Source organism: Treponema vincentii (assembly GCF_010365865.1).
In the GTDB taxonomy this organism is placed as follows: domain Bacteria; phylum Spirochaetota; class Spirochaetia; order Treponematales; family Treponemataceae; genus Treponema.
This window is the reverse complement of record NZ_CP048020.1, coordinates 98,611-118,332: the sequence shown is the minus strand read 5'-3', so window position 1 is coordinate 118,332 and position 19,722 is coordinate 98,611. Positions and strand designations below refer to the sequence as shown.

Genomic DNA, 19,722 nt, shown 5'->3' with positions numbered 1-19,722 from the left:
CAGAAAATATGATAGATATTTGCAAAGATTTAAACGAACATCAAAAACAGGCGGTAAAAACGGATGAGAATGCCGTTGTGGCGGCGGGAGCCGGTTCGGGCAAGACGAAAGTTCTGGCAAGCCGCTATGTGTACCTGATTACCGAAAAAAACTATCAGGTTGAAAATATCCTTGCCCTCACCTTTACGGACAAGGCGGCGGCGGAAATGCACCGGCGTATCTATCGGGAGCTGCAAAAGATGTATGCGGGAACCGATGATGCGGTACAGCGGAGCCGCGCCGGCGCTGCATTGGATTCTTTTTTTAAAGCGCAAATTATGACTATCGACGCATTTTGTCATAAGATTGCCGTAACCGCATGCCGGCGCTTCGGTATCAGTCCCGATTTCACCATCGACCTTACCGAATCGAAACGGCTCGCCTATAACCTTTCGCTTGATTTTTTCCTTGAGCACCGCGCGGACACAAACCTGCAATATCTGCTCGGTGATAAACCGATTACCGATTTTATCAACGACTTCTTTGTCAAAATATTAAACGATTACGTTACGGTCTCCCGCCCGATTGATTTTTCTGAGGCCTTGCAGAATCAGCTGGCCGCTGCCGAACCATTATTTACCGGCTATCGCAAACAAGCCGAACGCATTCTCGGAGATATTGCCGCTCATCTTGAAGGAACCGATAACTACATCAGCGCAGTAAAAGAAGCATACGTGCAACTCCCTGAATTCCCGTTTACACTAAACGATCCGCAGTTACCGTTCTTTCTTGAACGGCTGAAAGCAATTTGCAGCGTTAAAAAAACGATGGGTTCAAAAAAGGATGAGGACGTAAAAGCGTGCAAGGCGCTCTGCGGTGAACTGAACGAAAGCTCCGGCCGCTTGCAAAGTCTGTATCATTTTTATGCACACAAAGAGCAAATGCAAAAGATATACGCGCTTTGCAGTATTTTGCAGGAACGGTTCATTGCCGAAAAAAAGCGGAGAAGCATACTGCACTTCGGCGATATTGCGCAGCTTGCTGTTGACGCGCTCATCATCGATCCCGACTTGCGGCTTTTTTATAAAAAACAAACCCATCGGATTATGATCGATGAATTTCAGGATAATAACAGCCTGCAACGCGACCTCTTGTTCCTGCTTGCGGAAAAAGAAGAACGTACCGACCAATCAATACCGAAGCCGGATGAACTAGTGCCGGATAAACTTTTCTTTGTCGGGGACGAAAAACAATCGATCTATGCGTTTCGGGGTGCCGATGTTTCGGTGTTCCGTACGCTATCGCAGGACTTACGGCAAGGAGGCGGTTCCGCTTCTATTAACCTGCAAACAAATTACCGTACCGAACCGGAATTGCTCAACTTTTTTAACAGTGTATTTATGCGGGTCTTTTATTCGGAAACCAATCGGCCCCTTATCGGCACCGTGCCTGCATTTGAAGCGGAATTTATCCCCATTCTCAGCAGGGAGGAGATTCCCAATTTAGCGCCTCAGACGGATATTTTATTTATCGACAAAAAACGCTTCCCGAAAGGAGCCGACACCGATACCGCCTTCCTCAAACCGATTGAATGCGAGGCGTATACGCTTGCGCAAAAAATAGCCGCGCTCCATGACGAACGCTACCTTGTATACGACGATGCCGCACAGTCTACCCGTCCCTGTACATGGTCGGATTTTGCCGTGCTGCTGCGCGCTTCGACACATCAAGCAGTCTACGAGCGGTTTTTCCGTGCATTTAAAATCCCGTACATTTCCGTACAGCAAAAAGGATTGTTCCACGACGCGCCGCTCAACGATATCTGCGCCTTGCTCCGCTTAACGGTGTACCCGCATGACAGAGCCGTGTATGCGCAAGTACTCCGCTCACCGTTTGTCCGCCTCAGCGACCGCTCTTTTACCCGATTGATGTTGCACAGCCTTGAGCATGAATCCCAACCTTTTACTCCCTCCGCTGCCGAAGAACTGGATGCGGAGGACCGGCAGTATTTCTTAAATGCCTGCGCTCTTTTTGAGCGGCTCCAAGGCTCTATCAAAAAAAAGAGTAATGCCGAATTGATTACCGCACTGTGGTATGATGAAGGGTACCGGTACATATTGCTTACGGAGCCGCGCTACCACCGCTATCTGGAACTATATGATTACCTGTTTGCGCTTGCGGTAAAAGCGGATGCCACGGGGCAGAGTCTTTCGGCTTTTATCGACACACTGATTTCGTATATTCACGCGGAAGAGCGGGTCGAAGATATGGAAATTCCGCTCGAACACGGCGGCGACGCGGTTAAAATTATGACGGTACATAAGAGCAAGGGCTTGGAGTTCCCGATTGTCTGTATTCCCGACTGCGGCAATGCGGGAAAGTCTGAAAAAAAGGAAGGCATGGTCTTTTTGCACAAGGATTTAGGGCCGGTTATCCATTTGCCGCCGGAAACAAAAAACGATCCTTCCGTCAATATCTTTTTTGAGGAACTGCGGCAGGAAGCGAATGCTAAACACCTCGCCGAAACAAAGCGGCTCCTTTACGTCGCCGTTACGCGGGCTAAGGTTCGGCTGCTGATGAGCGGTGTGCAAGAAACCGACGGCGATATTGAGGAACTACCGGAAATGCCCCGCACTTTGGAGGAAATCCGCCAACAGCTTGTACAACCTCAGAAGGAAGAAAATAACCGAAGTTTTTTTCAGCTCTTATTACCGGCGCTATCCGGAGATATCAACTGCGTGCATTTTACGGAAGTGTTACCGCTCTCCGCCACGGCAGTACAGCACACCGCAGAAGACCGGCAGCGCTTCAATCTTGATGAAACCCGTGCCCTATACCGGCAGGCTGCGGAAAAAAACTTTCCGCTTGCGGAACCGCGCGTCATACCGGCAACTCAATTTGAAAAAGACCGGCAGTGGCTTCATTTAAGCGAAGCACCGCTTGCAATGCTTCAAAGTAAGGAAGCGCAAAGTATGGAATATTCGCAAACGATGGCTCAATCTAAAACTATGAAACATACCGAATTAAATGAAAATATCGAGCAGGGCGACAACACCGGTGAAAATGACGGCGATGAACTTTCCTCCACCGAATTCGGAACTTTGGTGCATAAGGCGATGGAAGCCCGCTTTTTAGACCGCCCATGTACACTGCCGGCAAAGTACGCCCGGGAAGTGGAAAAACTGTGCACCGCTTTTCTTTCTTCTCCGCTGGGACAAAAGGCGTCAGAAGCCTCATTCAGAAAGACCGAATACGGCTTCTTAACCCTCTACGAAGGAAAGCTCGTCATAGGACAAATCGATTTGCTTTTTGAATACGAAAATACCGCTTATATCATCGATTATAAAACCGACCAAAAAATCTATCCTGAACAACATCGAAGGCAGCTTTTAATCTACAAAGCTGCCGTAGAAAATTTTTATAAAATGGAAGGATTCGGCCAAGACACCGGCGGACAACAGTCACCTAAATCGGTTAAAGCTTATATTTTCTACCTCCGCAGCAAAACTGCTGTCGAGGTAGTGTAGATACAGGCGTTAGAACTTGCCGCCGCCGAGCTTAAAGCTGAGGTTATAGCCGATGGAGCCTTTACTGTGCGATGCAGGGCTCAGCGGATACGAGAATATCGAGCCGGTACTCATCTGTACAAACTTAAATATCTTCCAGTTAAGGCTGAGTGTTGTAAGCCCTTCAAGCTCACTGATTGCGAACTGCTGGAACAAATTTGCCGTCAAATCTTCCGTACCGATCTTGTTCTGGGATATTGTAAATGCGATGTAATGCTGGCCTCGATTTCCCATTGCGGCGATATTCTCGTATTTTTTGAGCGAAGGATCGGTAAAATTTTTGTTGTTCAAAGCATCCGCTGCGCTATCAGCAATACGGTCGGCAGCCCTTGAGTTTGTATAGCCGAAGCCGTTATAGTAGTATTGGAATGCAAGCATAGTATGCGAGTCTGCATTTGAATACGAGCCGCCCAGCGTCGCTTGGAAAAACGGCTTATTCTTTACCGTATACGGCGTCAGTGCATCATCGTCTCTATAATAGGTATAATCGCTGCCCCATGCAAACACTCCTTCCGCAAAAACGGCAACCTTTCCCGCAATACTGCCGGAGAGAGTTGTAATAAATCGCGGCGCTTTTTCATAGCGATACCAGCCGCCGACACCCAACTCCCAGTCGCCAAACACAAACTCTGCCTTTGCAGCTCCCGCCGTATATTGCGGCTTAAATGTTTCCGTGTCGGGCAGCAAATACAACCATATATTGTACTGCGTCTTAGGAATAACAATATGCGTTCGCAGCGAAACGCGCCCTTCCCGATCTTCGGTCGGTTTTTGCGGGTCTATCCGCGAAATATTGATAACATCAGCCGGACTATAAAAATAGCCGGTTCCCCACTTAACCGTATGTTTTCCGAACCGGAAAAACGCAATATCCTTTGTCGAAAAATCGGTATACAGTTCCCAAATTTTAAAATTCGGTGAACCGTTTACGCTCACCGGTATATCAACACCGTTGGGTGGGACAAGAGATTTCGGTACCGAAATCTTTCCGTTCAAGTTTTTTTCAAACGGAAATTCAAAGATAAACTTGCCATACAGCTTTAAGTCCTGTACGGGACGTGCATCGAAAAAGAGATTTGCACCGATTGTCGGCCGCAGCTGCGCCACCTCGGGATTTAAAAATGCTTTTTTCACATCATTCTTTTTTGTGTACGGATCAGCCCATACATATTTAAGCCCCAATTCAGCGTTTAACGAGCCGCCGATACGCAATTTATTGCTTTCGAGTGCGAGTGTTGCGGTTTTAAGATCGCCCGTTAGGGAAACACCGTTTTTTTGAGTTTCGGCGTTTGCCTGCTCCGGTGTTACGAGCGCTTCAGTATCGCCGCCGAACAGCTCATCTTCAAGACTGCCTGTTTCAGTTTGCGCCGCATCCTGTGCAAACACGGCACTCACAAGCATTATCATAAAAACTAGTACAGTTAATTTTTTCATATATACCTCTCATGGGGTGCGGGCAAACGCATCAGGCGGTTGCTATTTATGGCGAAGGTAGGCATCGCGGATTTCGCAGAAATAGACGTAGTGAAAATCTTTCTTGGGATAACAGTCGATAATGACCTGCGGGTCTAAAAACAAGTCCATATCGAACTGACTTCGATAGAGTTTCCGGCATGATACGGTGAGTATGGCTTCTTCAAATCCGATAACGGTATTGTCGTGAAACACCGGTGTAAGCCCTGCGCTGGCCGCTTTGTCTTCATCCCTGCCCGACACGGTACCGCAAATTTTAAGGGCTTCGCACATTTTTTCATCGGCAGTATCCAAAAAGGACACGCTCAAGTAATCTTCTTCTTCGGCAAATACCGCGGTATGCCGCTGCGGTCTAATAAACAAAGCAGCCATCGGTCGGTTCCATAAATGCCCCATCAATGCCCACGATGCGGTCATAGTATTCCACTCGCCGCGCTCCGTTCCGTGTCCGGCACTAACCAACACACCGTGCTCTGCTAACGCAGAAAAAGGCTTGATTACCTTGTCTACTAATTTAGACGTTACTTGTAAAGATTCAAACATACATTCCTCCCACTCAAAAAGATATACGGTTATTGCTTTTCGGTGACATTTTCTTTCCGTTCCGTTGATTCCCCTCTTCTAGAAAAGAATGAGACGGTTGCATAACCGATAAGAAATACTGTTCCGGAAATAACCCGCATCGTAAAAGGCTGGCAGCTGGTACTCGAATAGAGATAGAGTATCGAACCCGCAACCAAACCGAGAATAAAAGCATACATCGGCGCAGGAAAGCGTTCTAACAATACGGCAATCAGTCGTGCTCCGAATACCAACCCTGCTCCAACGCCAAGCGCAATAGGTATAAGCAATAGCATATTAAAGTCCGCGACTGCTTGCAGTACTGTCGGATATACACCGAGAATCAACAACACAAACGAGCCGGAAATACCCGGAACCAACATCGCAACCGCAGCCAAAGCTCCCATTACCGCTAATTTTACCGCAAATATCGGTGAAAAGGCGGTAACAACGGCAGCAGTCTGTATACCGCGACGCTGTAAGAAAAACATTCCCAGCATCAGCGCAAAACCGGCAGCACCGCAGCATAGTGTCCCATACAGCCATCCGGATGTCAGGGAACCATCCTCTGCAACTGCTGCAGCGGGAATGCCGGCACGGGTTTTTCGGAACAAAAACGGTATGCTCCCCGCCACAACCCCGATAAAAAAGGCACTGGTCTGTGCCGGATACGCGCGGTATAGCAGCGTAATCACCTTTGCAAACAGCACAATGCCCGCACCGATTCCCAAGGCAAGGCAAAGAATATCCTGCCAGGCCTCCTTTATCCGTTTAAAATTAAGCGAACTCAATATGATTAGTTTATCGTAGACATTGCAAATCACCGCAATCGTACCGCCGGAAACTCCGGGTACAACATTGGCAATTCCAATGAATACTCCGACACCGAAAAGTTTTAAAAGCGAAATCATACCGTATAAACCTTATTATTTTTCATATTGATATGACAGCACCGGGTTGCTCTTGCTGTATTAAGCCGTACACACGCGGTTCCGCCCCTGCTCTTTTGCACGGTACAAGGCTTCGTCGGAGTGCTTGAGTATATCCGGAATATTATCGTTATGAGCGCATGGGACTAAACCGATTGAACAAGAAACCGCAAGTTCGGGATATTCGTTAAATCTGATAGCGTTCACACCCTCACAAACATTTCGGCAAAGCGTTTCGGCACGTTCAAATTTTCCCCCGACAATAAAACAGAACTCGTCACCGCCATACCGTATCAGCGTATCCTGATGGTCAAATGTTTTCTTAAACACATCGGTAATTGCAAGCAAAATATTGTCGCAGAACACACTCCCGTAGGTTTTGTTCAAGGTGCCGAAACGATCAACATCCACCATTGCGAAGCTGGCGCCGGTGGTTTCGGTGTTCCGGCGGATAAGGTTTCCGATATTATCATCAAGATAGCGTCGGTTAAAGAGCCCTGTAAAGGGATCGGTGATAGCGCGCTTCTTGGCTTCGTCGCCCCACTGTATAACCTGCGTTAAAAAGCTATTTGTCCGTAAGAGGCGCGAAACCGTACTCGAAAGCATTTGCTGTAAAATGGAAACGGCAATAACAGGGTCATTCACAATAATCTGCGAAAAATCCCGCGCTTTAAGCATAAAGCATGAGGTGTTTTCCACCGCCGTACACGAAGCTGAACGGGCAGTTTGTTCAAGCAGCGACATTTCACCGAAAAAATCGCCGGAATGCAACCTTCCCAATTCGATATTTTCTTCTCCGGATTTTACCGAAATCGATATACATCCTTGGACTATAATAAAAAGCTCCGATCCTATTTCACCTTCATATACGAGAGTTTGGCCCGCTTCCAACTCACAATAAAAGAGGGAGGAAAGCACAACTGCCATTTGATCAGGTGTTAAGCGCGAAAAAAGAGAAGTTTTACGTAAAACTTCAAGCCACCGCTGTTTTACTTCGAGCATTATATATCCTCCGGAAATAAAATCATAGAACCGCCGCGTTGCCTGCCTATCAACGGCATACCGGAACATCGTGTTACAATATCGGTATAGATTTTACCATGTTGCGGAAATAGAACGACACCGAGGCTCATACTTAAAAAGATTTTCTCACCGTTAAAAATATGGGAAAGATCCAATGTTTCGAGTTCTTTTTTAATTTTTTCTGCGAAAGCCCGTGCGGATTCTTTATCGGTGTACAGGTGAGTGAGAACTGCGAATTCATTTCCTTCGTAGCGCGCCAAAATAGTGTTTTCCGAAAAGGCTTTTTTTAGATGACCGGCAATAAAGATAAGTGCGGTATCACCTGCTTCATGACCGAAGCTGTCGTTGATCTGCTTAAAGTTATCCGGTTTCATCATAATGAGTGCAAAAGGTTCCTTGCAAAATTCTGCAAAAGATTCCTCTAAATAGGTACGGTTGAATAGACCTGAAAGCTTGTCGCTATATACCTGATTTCGCAGCTCGCGTACAACCGGTGAATTCTCTTTGATGAGCAGATTTGCGGCTCTGGTACGTTGGGATGTGAAAATCAACAATGATTGAAAAAGATGTGCAAGTATTCGCGGTTTATCGTGGAAGAGGGTTTCAAGCGGAACCCCATCTTTGGGAAATTCTAAGATACGGGCTTGTTTACGTGCTATGGCATATGCATCGTGCGGTTTACCGGTCAGCAAGGCAATTTCGCCGAATAATTCCCCTGCAACAAATTCAGCCAATGCAGTCTTTTTATCGGGGGAGAGGACTTCGGCACTGCCGTTCAATAGCAGATACACCTTGGAGCCGTTTTCTTCGGGCGTAAAGATTATACTGCCGTCCTCAAACTCGTTTGCCTGACAGTGCATCATAATTTCATCCAGTTCGCTGTCTGTCCAGCCGGAAAAGAAAGATGTTTTTTTCAAAAACCTTTTTGCTTGAACAGCAAAATCCGCTGATAATGGTATTTCTTGCATACCCTGTACTATATCACAAAATGAACTGGTAGTCATTAAAAGGGGAACACTTTTTTGGGCTAAATGCATTTTCATATATCTCATTTGGAATACATGATAAGTGTTTTTATATTAACAAAAGACTCGCCGCTCCACAGCCTTCAAAAATCCGTATCACACACTACTGCACAGATGTAGAATATATGCTACAATATGTTCTTCTTTCATTTATACGACACCCTGATAAAAAGGAGTTTCTAATATTTATGGATCATTTTGGACTATGGGGGATCATACCTCCGGTTTTAACCATCGCACTTGCTTTCATTACAAAAGATGTTATCGTTTCGCTCTTTTTGGGGATTTTATCCGGTTGTATGATCGTTGCCGGCGGGAATCCTGCAGCGGCGCTTATGAAACTAACGGATTTACTCGCCGGTTCTTTAGCGGATAGTTGGAATATCCGCATTTTTCTCTTCTGCGGATTGCTCGGCGCACTGGTCGGTATGTTATCAAAAACAGGAGCGGCGCAGGCGTTTGGTTTGTGGATGTCTAAAAAACTAAAGAGCGGAACGGCTTCTCAGTTTGCAACGTTTATATTCGGTTTAATCGTTTTTATAGATGACTATTTCAACTCTTTAACCGTTGGAACCGTTATGAGGCCGATAAATGATCAGCATAAGGTGCCGCGTGCAAAACTTGCCTATATTTTGGATTCCACTGCAGCCCCCGTATGTATTTTAGCGCCTGTTTCCAGCTGGGTCGTTACCGTTATGTCCATCGTGAGAAATTCCGAAGGGTTCAGCAAACTGGGTATCAGCGATTTTGAATTTTTTATCCGCGCTATTCCGTACAACCTTTATGCGTTGACAACAATCTTGATGATTCTTGTCATCATCTTTTTTAAATCCGATTTCGGTCCAATGAAAAGATCCGAAAACTTAGCAAAAACAACCGGACGCCTTTGGAACGAAGAAGTCTACGGTGTTATTTCCGGCGATATCCCCGAAGAACAAACAACCCGTGCAAAGCCGATCGATATGCTGCTCCCCATTTTGCTGCTTATCGTTTTCGCCATTGCCTTTTTTCCTGCCGTTTCGTGGATTAATGCCGTAAACGGCACCACAATTACCACCATATCGCAAGCGGCTGCATCGATGAGTATCAGGGATGCTTTCATCAATACCGATTCATCCTATGCGCTTTTTTATGCCATTATCTTTACTTTAGTCGTTACGTATATTTACTATCTTGCGCGCCGCCTTATGAATCTAAAAGAAGCAAGCGAAGCTGTCCGCGACGGTATAAAATCTATGGTTCCCGCCCTGATTATCTTAACGATGGCGTGGTCAATCGGAACGGTTATACGCTCATCTCCTGCAGATGGCGGTTTGGGTTTAGGCCGCTACCTTTCCGAATTGGTTGTGAGCAGTTCTTTCCCATTATGGATACTTCCCGCTATCGTTTTTGCGCTGTCAGCGGTTATTGCATTTGCAACCGGCACCAGTTGGGGAACTTTCGGTATTATGATTCCCATTATCATGCCGATCGCCGTCGGGCTAACGGAAAACGCCGGATTAGCGCAAAACGCCGCGCTTAATGCCATATTTATCTGTATTTCGGCCGTTCTCGGCGGAGCCGTATTCGGCGACCATGCATCCCCTATTTCGGACACGACAATTTTATCCTCTACCGGAGCAGCCTGCCCGCATTTGGAGCATGTTGCAACACAAATGCCTTATGCACTTTTTGTTGCAGCTTGTTCGTTAGTAGGTTTTATCACCGGTGGAATTTTTATGAATATCCTTTCCGCATGGATCGCTGTTTTAGTGGTATTTACCGGTGGCATGATTCTTCTACCGAAGATAACGAAGGGGTAAGGAGACTTCTATTACTATTGGCCTATTACAAAAAGCCGCTTCTAAGGAGTAATTGTATCTTTAGAATCACTGGTAAATGAAGTCTTACTGCAAAACACTACATCAAACGTACGCGGGAAGCATACAGCTATTGGATAAGCCGTTTTATCCGTGAACATAAGGATAAAAATCTTAAAACGCGTTTTGCCTGTTTCGGGCGAGCAAGGGCGACACCATATTGATCCTTCGGTCATTCAGCGCACTTTGCACGAAGCTGTTTTACGGTCGGGTATTCCGAAGCCAATCGGCTGCCACACGTTCCGCCTCTCATTTGCAACGCATCTACTGGAATCCGGTTACGATATCCGCACCATCCAAGAGCTTCTCGGTCACAGCGATGTTTGAACCACTATGGTTTACACCCACGTCCTCAACCGCGGCGGTCGCGGCGTTCAAAGCCCTATCGACCGAATGTGATTTATTTTAGCTTGTTTAGTGAAGATAGGCCTAATCTGGTTGTTGATGATGTGTTCCAGAGAATATTATGGTAGAAAGATTTAATTTCTTATCTTGTAGCAGTTTATATTGAAAGCGCGTAGTTTCCGTGATATAATGAGGAAAGGTCGAAAAGGTGTTAGGTGCACGCCTTTCGGCGGGCAAGAAAGAAGATTATTTACATATAAAGATAAATGTGGTAAATATATATCTGTAATAATTGAGAGGAGAAAAGGCCGGAAATGAACATATAAGATTTATATAAATTATCTTCACCATAATAATTATAGGAGTTTTATATGTTCGGTCCTCAACCCAATGAAATACACCCCATGAAGGGGTTTGATCAAGTATGTTTTATTAAGAATATAATTACTAATCCAAATATAATCGTTGGTGATTATTCGTATTACGATGATCCGGTAAATTCGGAAAACTTTGAAAATAATGTTCTGTATCATTATCCATTCATTGGAGACAAATTAATTATTGGAAAGTTTTGTGCCATTGCCCGAGATGTTAAGTTCATAATGAATGGTGCAAATCATAAAATGAATTGTTTGACAACATATCCATTTTCAATATTTAGAAATGGATGGGAAAAAGTAACACCGGAAATGGAAGAGTTACCAATTAAAGGGGATACGGTAATTCAGAATGATGTGTGGATTGGTTATAATTCTTTAATAATGCCCGGAATAAAGATAGGTAATGGTTCAATAATTGCATCAAATTCTGTTGTAATAAAAGATGTAGAACCATATTCAATCGTTGGAGGAAATCCTGCAAAATTAATACGAAAAAGATTTGATAATGAAATTATTGATCTTTTAGAAAGTATAAAATGGTGGGATTTGCCAATAGAAAAAATAACGACAAATCTTGAGATACTTACCTCAAATGATGTAAGTAAATTACGAGAAATTAATGATATGAAAATCACCTAACACCCGCTTCAACCTGACATTGCGGACAAGCCGCAAATGCAGGTTAAGCGGTAGTTATGACGACAGGCGCATTGACCTGCTTTTTTAGGAAAGAAAAATGAAGAAAGTATTTTTTATAACATCTTCAATTTTATTATTTCTTTTTCTTGTATATAGATTTTTCTTTGTCGGATTAATGTATGATGCATATGAAAATAGTAATGCAGAATATGAAGATTCAAATGTCTATATAGATTCATCTTTTTTTCCAAGTTATGATTATGAAGGCTATCCTATTTTTTTTGTTCATTATCGTAGACGATATTATTTTCAATTTAAAATACAAAGCAAATCTGGGAAAATTATAAAAGCTGAAATTCTTAATAATGAATTAATAAAAAATGGAAATTCTTCTTCTTTTATGGATTCAAGTAGTTGGACTCGAAATGGACGAGAAATGGTATTTATGGATATAACAGAAATATACCCTTCAGTAATTACTTCAAAATACGACAGAAAAGATGAATACCTTGAATATTTCAAAGAATATAAGACTGTAAACTTCAAACATGAAGAATATCCAGAAACAGAAGATTATTGTATTTATTTCGAAATTCCGATTACTTACAAAAAAGATAATACAGTGGAAATTAATTTGGAAATTAATCTTATATTCGAAGATGGTCATGAAGAAATTGTACGCCAACATTTCGGAGGAAAGAAAAATAGATATATAAATTTTCTTTAATTTTTTAGAAATAAGGTTTATAGAAAAAAGGAATATTTTAGAAAGCAAGTCGAGCTTGCTTTCTAAAATGAAATTGAACTTTAGGGGTTACGCGAAGAATCGGTAGTACGCGGCTTTACGCCGCTTAGGAAAAATATCATAATAGAAGGGTACGCTGTCAAAAACAGTACAGAATATTTCTTAATGAAAAAAGAAATTAAGAAATCTAATTCTGTAAAAGAAATAATTTTGCCATAACACGGCTTCAACCTGACATTTGTTTTGTCACGAAAGTTGCTTGAGTGGTCGCTGCTGACGCAGCGCCCTTTTTATGCAACTTTCTCGCCAACTTTGCCGCTGCTAAGTGCGTCGGCAAAGCCGCAAATGCAGGTTAAGCGTTAGTTAGACTTATAGTATTAATTAGAATATTGATTTTTCGTTTCTATTTATATTAGGGATAATAGGATATTTTAGTATAAGGAGTATATATGTTCAGAAGTAATGATTTAAAACAAGTTTCTACGAATAAAATTTATAAATACTATTCATATGATTGTGATGAAGAGAAAATGTTTGCACCTTTCTTAAAAAACACATTAAGATATAGACATCCTAGTTCATTAAATGACCCCTATGATTGTTATATATGTAAAAAAAACGGCGGATTTTATGAATCTATTCGTAAAATTGAAATGCGAAATGTATTTGTGTGCAGTTTAACTACTTCATGCGATGATATTCTGATGTGGTCTCATTATGCCACAAATCATCAAGGATTTGTTCTCGAATATGACCTAGAAAAATTAAGAACGATCAATGAATGTCAACTTGAAGATTTTTCGTATGTAGAGTATTCTGATGATGTTATTGAAAAAACGACCAGAGATTTTCTTTCAGATACTTCTTCTGAAAGAAAATCTTTGAAAGCTATATTTCATAAATCTAAATGTTGGGAGTATGAAAAAGAAATTAGGTCTGTTCTTTATGGATCTTTATATAGTAAAAATGACTATCATGATATAACTTTGCCTGATAATTCAATTTCTGCTGTAATATTAGGCTCTCATTTTATTAGCAAGCATAAATCAATTCCTAAATTATTACAAAATATGTACATAAATAACCAATTGTTTTACATGCAATTACAAGCAGGAAGTTATCGACTTCAAAAAGAATGTGGAAGTCTTGAGGAATATTTTGATAGTATATGATTGATGTAAATATTTTTTGTTTAATCTAATTGAAATAGTATTAAATACGAGAGTCTAACACCCGCTTCAACCTGACATTGCGGACAAGCCGCAAATGCAGGTCAAGCGGATGTTAGATGGACGTCTTCGACGCAAAGAGAAAAAAATGAAAATAATCACATGGAATATGCATTATTGTAATTATCATGCATTTCAGTCAAAAGAATTGCATGAATATCATTACCTCAATCATCTCTCTGCATGGGAATTTATGATTAAAAAAGTAAAACCGGATATTGCACTTTTACAAGAGGTTAATCCAGTTAGAAAGTATTCTGATAATTTAATTTATCAAAAAAGTCATACAAGTGAAGATGAACAGATTTTTCAGTGGGGAACTGGTATATATATTAGTCAACAAATAAAGGATACGTACAAAATCATTGATCTGACAGAAGAATTCTTTCCTCGCAATTCTAAATATGATGGTAAATCTGTACTTATTAAAATGACTACCAGTGATAAAAAAGATTTATTCATTTTAAGTCTGCATACTGATACCAAAGGTTATTCAAATGAAAGCAAAGATATAACTGTTGATCATCTTAACTATATTTTTAGAGATGAAATAATTCAAAAAATAGGCACTAATTATATTGTTGGAGGTGATTTTAATATAGATGAAAAAATGTATAACGGTAAATATGATGGTATTTTTAAGAATTTATATGATAAAGGATTTATATCCGTAGTAGATAAGCCGATGCAAACGTTTTATGGTGATAATTGTGGAAATCAAAGTTATTTTATGGATGATTATATTTTTATAAATAATTCAATGATAAACTATAATAAAAAATCATTTATCTGGAATTACGGATTAGTAAAAAGCTATAGTGACCATACAATTGTTGAAACAAATATATTTTAGAAGTAAGCATCTAACACCCGCTTCAACCTGACATTGCGGACAACCCGCAAATGCAGGTTAAGCGGTAGTTAGACAGATTGACGGCAATGCCGTCAACATTGGAGTGGAGGGATATAAGAAAATCAATATTTGAAACTATAATTCATAGCAACATAAAAAATATTTAGAAAATAATAACCAATAATGAACATCATTCGTGATGGAGTGATATTTCAGAAATAAAAATCTTGTTCACAGAAATCTTGAATATGAAAAATCTTATTATGGAAATACTTTCATATATATGTATGAATTTAAAGACTATGCAGAAAAAATATATTGCGGATTTGATTAAAGAATTGGAAAAACAAAAAGTATCAAGTACTTGATATTATACGCATAATGCGTATAATATAATTGGATATAAAATGACAGTAAAAGAGATAGAAAAAATACTAAAGGCGGATGGTTGGTATTTTGTAACAGCAAAAGGTTCTCATAATCAATATAAACATACTGTAAAATCCGGAAAAGTTACGGTACCAAATCATAAAGGCGATATACCAATAGGGACGGTGAAAGCGATTTTAAAACAGGCAGGATTGAAATAAAGGGAATGGAGGGTGTATAAAATGAAATTAGCATATCCGGCAATTATAACATATTGCGAAGAAGATAATAGTTATAGCGTAGAATTTCCCGACTTAAAAGGTTGTGTTTCGGGTGGCTTTTCTCTCATAGAAGCGATAGAGATGGGAATAGATGCAGCATCAGGGTGGATATTAACAGAAATCGAGGAAGGAAATGCTGTTCCAAAAGCAAGTGAGCTTACAAAAATAAAACTGCCTGATAATAAAAGTTTTATAAATATGCTTATTTTAGATATGGATTCGTATAGTGAAAAATATTCAAGTAAATGTATAAGAAAAAATATAACACTTCCTAAATGGGTGAATACACTTGCAGAAAAAAATAATGTGAATTTTTCGCAATTATTACAAAATACGATAGTAGAAAAATATGCAGGTGCTATGTAAAATCATCTAACACTCGCTTCAACGCTGACATTGCGGACAAGCCGTTTGCAGTTTAAAACAATGTTAGAACGACATATTGCTGACGTTTTTCTACAAAACTCTAGATATTATGATATTATCCTGATAACGGAGGTTCGTATGATGCAAATTAGACCTGTTTCAGATCTGTGTAATAAATTTTCAGAAATAGAAAATATAGTTTTAGCGAACAGAAGTCCTGTATTCCTTACAAAAAATGGTTATGGCTCTATGGTTGTGATGAGTCTTGATTTGTACGAAAGCCTTACACATACTATTGAAAGTCAACTTAATGAAGCGGATACTCAAGCGGCATCAACAAATGCTCGTCTTTCGCATGAAGAAGTTTTTGCTCATATCCGTTCCCAAATAAAGATAAGCTGATTGATGGGCGAATATACTTTACGCTACCTTCCTCTAGCCGAACAGGATTTGAGCGAAATTATGAATTGTATTCAGAATAATTTGGAAAATCCGATTGCGGCAGAAAATACTCTTTCAAAAAGAGACTTTGATTTAAAAATAGCGACTTTACACCGATTGAGGAATAAAATGGACAAGAAACTAATTGAGTTTTTGATAAAAGCTAAACGGAAAACGTATGCAGGAAAAGGATCTGAAACGGCTTCTTCAAGAGAAAAATCACATGACTTAGTATATCGTGAAAATAATTTTATGTATTATGACACCTATCTTGGCGTGGAAAAATTTGCCGGAGAAGAAGCTCTTTGGATTGCAGATAATCCGTATTGGAGCATGAATTATATTGGACGTGTGACCGGAGAAAATTTTAATGTAGATTTTTTGAAGGAAGCATTGTTGAATGTTCCTTTTGGAAAACCGTTTAGAGGTTCGGAAAAATATGAAGATGGTAGTTATGAGTATAAATGTTCTATAAATGGAAATTTTGATTGGTTTCAAGGGAAAGAAATAATAAGTTTCTGTGGAAAAGAAGTTTATGAATGTTATTTTCATGGCGGGTTGATAAAGTAGAAGCGTTCTAACACCCGCTTCAACCTGACATTGCGGCACCATTTGACAAAAACTCAAATCTTTTAGGTACTTTCTTTGGCAGTCCTATTGGTTACTCATTTCGTTATTATGTAGAAGGGATAACACAAAATACAAATGTAAAAAAACTGATAGATTGGATTCTTTCTCCTGAAGGTCAAAGGATTATCGATAATAATGGCTATATTCCGTTAAAAACCGCCTAACACCGTTTTCAAATCCGACAAACGGTCAAGTCTGTTTACAGGTTAAGCGAATGTTAGATTGGACTGTCTATCGAAAGGTAGGTACAGAACATATTGTACCTTTTCTTCATCTGGCATAGTATTTACCCTGCTTATCAAAACAATTCCAGTTGTGCATTCGTCTTTCCGGGGATTTTATCAAAAGCGCTTAAATACGCAAATATGACATCAGGGTTGGTTTCTATGCCGTTTTCTTTGCAGCGTGCGTGGAAGATATTCATAAGGCGTGTATTGTGCGGACTTATAACGGAATAGCGAGTACCGTAACGCTGGATATATTTTTCCTTTAAGCCCGGAAACGCTGCATCAAGTTTTTTATAAAAATATTCGCGGTTGCCGTCTCTGAGCGTTAAGCCCATGCCGAAAGAGATGATGCCGAATACGTTTGCTCCGATGCAATACTGTAAAATACCTTCGAGATTTTCCTCCGTATCATTGATGAACGGAAGAATAGGTGTAAGCCACACAACGGTGGGAATACCTGCGTCGCGCAGTGTTTTAAGCACGGTAAACCGTTCACTGGTAACGGCAACATTCGGCTCAAGTATTTTACACAAGCTATCATCATAGGTGGTCAGCGTCATTTGTACAACGCATTTTGCTTTGGTGTTTATTGCCTGTAAAAGTTCGAGGTCGCGTAATATAAGCGGGGATTTTGTTATCACGGTAAAACCGAAACCGTAGCGGTGGACGGTCTCTATCGCTTTCCGCGTCATACCGAGTTTTTCTTCCAGCGGCATATACGGGTCAGTCATAGAACCGGTACCGATCATGCACTTATTACGCTTCCGCCTCAAGGCATCTTCGAGAAGCTCTATTGCATTTTCCTTTATTTCGATATCTTCAAAGCCGTGATTTATATGATAACATTCACTGCGCGAGTCGCAATAGATACACCCATGCGTGCAGCCGCGATATAAGTTCATCCCATTTTTAGCTGATAAAATTCCTTTCACTTGTACAAAATGCATCTGTTATTCCTGAAAATCCGGCAGTGTTTAGAAATGGCTGTTATCGCGCTCTATATTTTTTCAAGGCTTTATTTTACACCGATTTTACATAATCCCTTTTTGCATAAAATATATGCAATATATATACAATCTTTTCTTTATCATCAATCGAATACAAAGCTAGATAGTTTTTATAAAAAAGGAATCTATGATATCCTTTCTTCTGCAATCTTATATCATTACACAGTGGATACATATATGGCGAATTCTGTAAATTATTTTTCTGTTTTACAAAGTCTGCAAGCAAATTGGCGGCAGCGGTTACATTTGAAAGCTTTTCTGCAATATACCTGATAATCTCATCAAGGTCTGCCTTTGCTTTATCGGTTACTCTGACGTTATAAACCATATTTTGACTTTAGCTCTGCCACTGCAGCATCAACATCGGTAACACGGCCTTCTTGTACATCTTGTTCCGCTGCATGCAGATTATCATACAGACGATCGAAAAAAGAGTTTCTTTCAAACGTTTCCATGCTCATAATCACCATATCACCGTAACCGTTTTTTGTTATAAAAATAGGTTCATTACTTTCATGACACAAGGCGGAAATATTTGCAGTATTCTTTAAATCACGTATCGGAACTATTTGCGGCATAACTATCCCCCTATGGCATGATAGTACCACAATAAAGCCGTATTGTCTATGAAAGATTAAACCTGTTCGGAGACGAAGCTATCGACCAGATCTATTATATCCTGAAAATCCGACAGTGTTTGTGTTGGAAACCGCTAAAAACCGCAGTTGTTAGAGATGGCTGTTATCGCGCTCTATATTTTTTCAAGGCTTTTTTAATATCCTTGAACGCCCAATTATAGTGGCTGGAAGTTGCAGACACGCAGTAGCTGCCGAGCGTCGTCGTTCCCGTCCAGTCGAAAACGCCTTTGGAAAAAAGCTCTTCGTCAGACATTTCGCCGATTAAGGTCCACAGTTTTGCGAATTGTTCATTTGCGGCTTGTATTAAATCGGCTTTGGTGGTAGGTCTTGGCATAGTTTGTTGTTACTCCTTTAGCATAGTAAGATGGACTATCAGAAATTGATAACTTACTATAATTAGAATCTTCAAAAGCGCCTATCATCTGCATAATATAAGTATAGACACAAGGAGGACAATACACTCGTCATCGAAAAAAGTATATGCCATTTTATAACTTGACAATTATATAACAGCGCTTTACACTCATGTTAGTTTGTGTACATAAAGAGGGGTGTGTATGATTTCGGCATTGCACCATAAAAAAACTACCATAAATTTATGTGAAGATTCTTTAACCTCCGGTATTTTTGACACTCTTTTTTTACTCCCTGAACAGCTTTACTGGAGAATACTAAGAAAAGCTGTGCGTGCAACTCCTCAAAATACGGAACAAGAGATGCCTACACAAGTAGGTCACTTGCTGCATTATACATTCTGGCCAAAATGGAATCCCGAAAATACGCAAAATTTAAATTATGTTGAACCTGATGTATTTATACGTTTTTCAGAATTTGATGTAATAATTGAAGCAAAGCTTTATGAGGAAGGTCTGCAAAATAGTACTCAATGGGAAAAAGAAATCATTGCCTATCGAAATGAATATGGTCACTGTAAAAAATTATATTTTATCGCCCTCGGAGGACTTTGTGATGATAAAATTAAACAAGTGAAAAAAGTTCCGATATTCAGATGCCTATGGAGCAATCTATTGGATGCCGCTGACAAAACTTTATCAAACGATGAATGTTTTTGTTCTATATTACGGCTATTAGTAGGCTAATCTTTAAGAGCATATATAGCCTATCTGAATAAGAACGAAATTTATGATATCAAGCTT

General features: G+C 40.6%; 20 protein-coding genes and 2 pseudogenes. 13 read left to right on the top strand and 9 right to left on the bottom strand.

All coding sequences use genetic code 11. The features are described from left to right. Nucleotides 1-8: 8 nt before the first annotated feature. Nucleotides 9-3,506 carry a UvrD-helicase domain-containing protein gene (locus GWP43_RS00530; RefSeq protein ID WP_162662004.1) on the top strand — a complete coding sequence of 1,166 codons (3,498 nt, stop codon included), beginning with the start codon at nt 9-11 and terminating at the stop codon, nt 3,504-3,506. Nucleotides 3,507-3,515: 9 nt separating this feature from the next. On the opposite strand, the gene GWP43_RS00525 is transcribed toward GWP43_RS00530, so the two are convergent. The 5 genes from GWP43_RS00525 to GWP43_RS00505 are packed head-to-tail and all read right to left on the bottom strand — an operon-like array spanning nt 3,516 to nt 8,448. Next, the gene (locus GWP43_RS00525) at nt 3,516-4,979 is read right to left on the bottom strand and encodes a hypothetical protein (RefSeq protein ID WP_162662003.1); all 1,464 of its coding nucleotides are present in this window, start codon (nt 4,977-4,979) and stop codon (nt 3,516-3,518) included. Nucleotides 4,980-5,021: 42 nt separating this feature from the next. Beyond that, nucleotides 5,022-5,561, bottom strand: a complete 540-nt coding sequence (locus GWP43_RS00520) for a flavin reductase (protein WP_162662002.1) — start codon at nt 5,559-5,561, stop codon at nt 5,022-5,024. A 29-nt stretch (nt 5,562-5,590) separates the two neighbouring features. Further along, nucleotides 5,591-6,490: a DUF368 domain-containing protein gene (locus tag GWP43_RS00515; protein ID WP_162662001.1), complete on the bottom strand. Its 900-nt coding sequence runs from the start codon at nt 6,488-6,490 to the stop codon at nt 5,591-5,593. A gap of 60 nt (nt 6,491-6,550) precedes the next feature. Beyond that, complete coding sequence (locus GWP43_RS00510; RefSeq protein WP_162662000.1) at nt 6,551-7,510, bottom strand: GGDEF domain-containing protein; 960 nt, start codon at nt 7,508-7,510, stop codon at nt 6,551-6,553. Further along, the gene (locus tag GWP43_RS00505; RefSeq protein WP_230977785.1) at nt 7,510-8,448 is read right to left on the bottom strand and encodes a GGDEF domain-containing protein; all 939 of its coding nucleotides are present in this window, start codon (nt 8,446-8,448) and stop codon (nt 7,510-7,512) included. Before GWP43_RS00505 ends, GWP43_RS00510 begins: the two co-directional genes overlap by 1 nt. Before the next feature lie 296 nt (nt 8,449-8,744). Here GWP43_RS00505 and GWP43_RS00500 point away from each other — a divergent pair, with 296 nt between their 5' ends. From GWP43_RS00500 to GWP43_RS00455, 11 genes and pseudogenes are all read left to right on the top strand, one after another. Continuing rightward, a complete protein-coding gene (locus GWP43_RS00500; RefSeq protein WP_162661999.1) occupies nt 8,745-10,358 on the top strand; it encodes a Na+/H+ antiporter NhaC family protein in 1,614 nt (537 codons plus the stop codon). Between the two features lie 101 nt (nt 10,359-10,459). Continuing rightward, entirely contained in the window at nt 10,460-10,579 is a 120-nt protein-coding gene (locus tag GWP43_RS15475; protein ID WP_371922392.1) for a hypothetical protein, read from the top strand. After that, nucleotides 10,551-10,814: pseudogene (locus GWP43_RS00495) on the top strand (tyrosine-type recombinase/integrase); the annotation flags it as partial. The gene GWP43_RS15475 and the pseudogene GWP43_RS00495, both read left to right, overlap by 29 nt. Nucleotides 10,815-11,131: 317 nt before the next feature. Beyond that, nucleotides 11,132-11,779: a Vat family streptogramin A O-acetyltransferase gene (locus tag GWP43_RS00490; protein WP_162661998.1), complete on the top strand. Its 648-nt coding sequence runs from the start codon at nt 11,132-11,134 to the stop codon at nt 11,777-11,779. A 97-nt stretch (nt 11,780-11,876) separates the two neighbouring features. After that, complete coding sequence (locus GWP43_RS00485) at nt 11,877-12,506, top strand: hypothetical protein (protein ID WP_162661997.1); 630 nt, start codon at nt 11,877-11,879, stop codon at nt 12,504-12,506. Nucleotides 12,507-12,973: 467 nt separating this feature from the next. Then, entirely contained in the window at nt 12,974-13,696 is a 723-nt protein-coding gene (locus tag GWP43_RS00480) for a DUF2971 domain-containing protein (RefSeq protein ID WP_162661996.1), read from the top strand. Between the two features lie 145 nt (nt 13,697-13,841). After that, complete coding sequence (locus GWP43_RS00475; protein WP_162661995.1) at nt 13,842-14,606, top strand: endonuclease/exonuclease/phosphatase family protein; 765 nt, start codon at nt 13,842-13,844, stop codon at nt 14,604-14,606. A gap of 407 nt (nt 14,607-15,013) precedes the next feature. Then, nucleotides 15,014-15,196: a type II toxin-antitoxin system HicA family toxin gene (locus GWP43_RS00470; protein WP_002672316.1), complete on the top strand. Its 183-nt coding sequence runs from the start codon at nt 15,014-15,016 to the stop codon at nt 15,194-15,196. Between the two features lie 21 nt (nt 15,197-15,217). Further along, nucleotides 15,218-15,622, top strand: coding sequence for a type II toxin-antitoxin system HicB family antitoxin (locus GWP43_RS00465; protein ID WP_162661994.1), 405 nt, complete (start codon nt 15,218-15,220; stop codon nt 15,620-15,622). Nucleotides 15,623-15,760: 138 nt separating this feature from the next. After that, nucleotides 15,761-16,024, top strand: coding sequence for a type II toxin-antitoxin system Phd/YefM family antitoxin (locus GWP43_RS00460; protein ID WP_162661993.1), 264 nt, complete (start codon nt 15,761-15,763; stop codon nt 16,022-16,024). Nucleotides 16,025-16,027: 3 nt separating this feature from the next. Next, on the top strand, nt 16,028-16,633 hold the full coding sequence (locus GWP43_RS00455) for a DUF5680 domain-containing protein (protein WP_230978167.1): 606 nt from the start codon (nt 16,028-16,030) through the stop codon (nt 16,631-16,633). 358 nt (nt 16,634-16,991) lie between these two features. Here GWP43_RS00455 and GWP43_RS00450 read toward each other — a convergent pair whose 3' ends face one another. The 4 genes and pseudogenes from GWP43_RS00450 to GWP43_RS00435 form a co-directional block, all read right to left on the bottom strand. Next, nucleotides 16,992-17,867: an SPL family radical SAM protein gene (locus tag GWP43_RS00450; RefSeq protein ID WP_162661992.1), complete on the bottom strand. Its 876-nt coding sequence runs from the start codon at nt 17,865-17,867 to the stop codon at nt 16,992-16,994. Nucleotides 17,868-17,940: 73 nt separating this feature from the next. After that, complete coding sequence (locus GWP43_RS00445; protein ID WP_162661991.1) at nt 17,941-18,255, bottom strand: type II toxin-antitoxin system RelE/ParE family toxin; 315 nt, start codon at nt 18,253-18,255, stop codon at nt 17,941-17,943. After that, nucleotides 18,245-18,505: a type II toxin-antitoxin system Phd/YefM family antitoxin gene (locus GWP43_RS00440; RefSeq protein ID WP_230977783.1), complete on the bottom strand. Its 261-nt coding sequence runs from the start codon at nt 18,503-18,505 to the stop codon at nt 18,245-18,247. The genes GWP43_RS00445 and GWP43_RS00440 overlap by 11 nt, the downstream gene beginning before the upstream one ends. Before the next feature lie 163 nt (nt 18,506-18,668). Next, nucleotides 18,669-18,830, bottom strand: a pseudogene (locus tag GWP43_RS00435) (ClbS/DfsB family four-helix bundle protein); the annotation flags it as partial. 292 nt (nt 18,831-19,122) lie between these two features. Here GWP43_RS00435 and GWP43_RS00430 point away from each other — a divergent pair. Further along, complete coding sequence (locus GWP43_RS00430; protein ID WP_162661989.1) at nt 19,123-19,665, top strand: hypothetical protein; 543 nt, start codon at nt 19,123-19,125, stop codon at nt 19,663-19,665. The last annotated feature ends 57 nt before the right edge of the window (nt 19,666-19,722 follow it).

Bases quoted from the DNA above. Each gene is read 5' to 3' on its own strand.
- GWP43_RS00530 (WP_162662004.1), top strand. From the start codon at position 9: ATGATAGATATTTGCAAAGATTTAAACGAACATCAAAAACAGGCGGTA.
- GWP43_RS00525 (WP_162662003.1), bottom strand. From the start codon at position 4,979: ATGAAAAAATTAACTGTACTAGTTTTTATGATAATGCTTGTGAGTGCC.
- GWP43_RS00520 (WP_162662002.1), bottom strand. From the start codon at position 5,561: ATGTTTGAATCTTTACAAGTAACGTCTAAATTAGTAGACAAGGTAATC.
- GWP43_RS00515 (WP_162662001.1), bottom strand. From the start codon at position 6,490: ATGATTTCGCTTTTAAAACTTTTCGGTGTCGGAGTATTCATTGGAATT.
- GWP43_RS00510 (WP_162662000.1), bottom strand. From the start codon at position 7,510: ATGCTCGAAGTAAAACAGCGGTGGCTTGAAGTTTTACGTAAAACTTCT.
- GWP43_RS00500 (WP_162661999.1), top strand. From the start codon at position 8,745: ATGGATCATTTTGGACTATGGGGGATCATACCTCCGGTTTTAACCATC.
- GWP43_RS00490 (WP_162661998.1), top strand. From the start codon at position 11,132: ATGTTCGGTCCTCAACCCAATGAAATACACCCCATGAAGGGGTTTGAT.
- GWP43_RS00485 (WP_162661997.1), top strand. From the start codon at position 11,877: ATGAAGAAAGTATTTTTTATAACATCTTCAATTTTATTATTTCTTTTT.
- GWP43_RS00480 (WP_162661996.1), top strand. From the start codon at position 12,974: ATGTTCAGAAGTAATGATTTAAAACAAGTTTCTACGAATAAAATTTAT.
- GWP43_RS00475 (WP_162661995.1), top strand. From the start codon at position 13,842: ATGAAAATAATCACATGGAATATGCATTATTGTAATTATCATGCATTT.
- GWP43_RS00470 (WP_002672316.1), top strand. From the start codon at position 15,014: ATGACAGTAAAAGAGATAGAAAAAATACTAAAGGCGGATGGTTGGTAT.
- GWP43_RS00465 (WP_162661994.1), top strand. From the start codon at position 15,218: ATGAAATTAGCATATCCGGCAATTATAACATATTGCGAAGAAGATAAT.
- GWP43_RS00460 (WP_162661993.1), top strand. From the start codon at position 15,761: ATGATGCAAATTAGACCTGTTTCAGATCTGTGTAATAAATTTTCAGAA.
- GWP43_RS00455 (WP_230978167.1), top strand. From the start codon at position 16,028: ATGGGCGAATATACTTTACGCTACCTTCCTCTAGCCGAACAGGATTTG.
- GWP43_RS00450 (WP_162661992.1), bottom strand. From the start codon at position 17,867: ATGCATTTTGTACAAGTGAAAGGAATTTTATCAGCTAAAAATGGGATG.
- GWP43_RS00445 (WP_162661991.1), bottom strand. From the start codon at position 18,255: ATGGTTTATAACGTCAGAGTAACCGATAAAGCAAAGGCAGACCTTGAT.
- GWP43_RS00440 (WP_230977783.1), bottom strand. From the start codon at position 18,505: ATGCCGCAAATAGTTCCGATACGTGATTTAAAGAATACTGCAAATATT.
- GWP43_RS00430 (WP_162661989.1), top strand. From the start codon at position 19,123: ATGATTTCGGCATTGCACCATAAAAAAACTACCATAAATTTATGTGAA.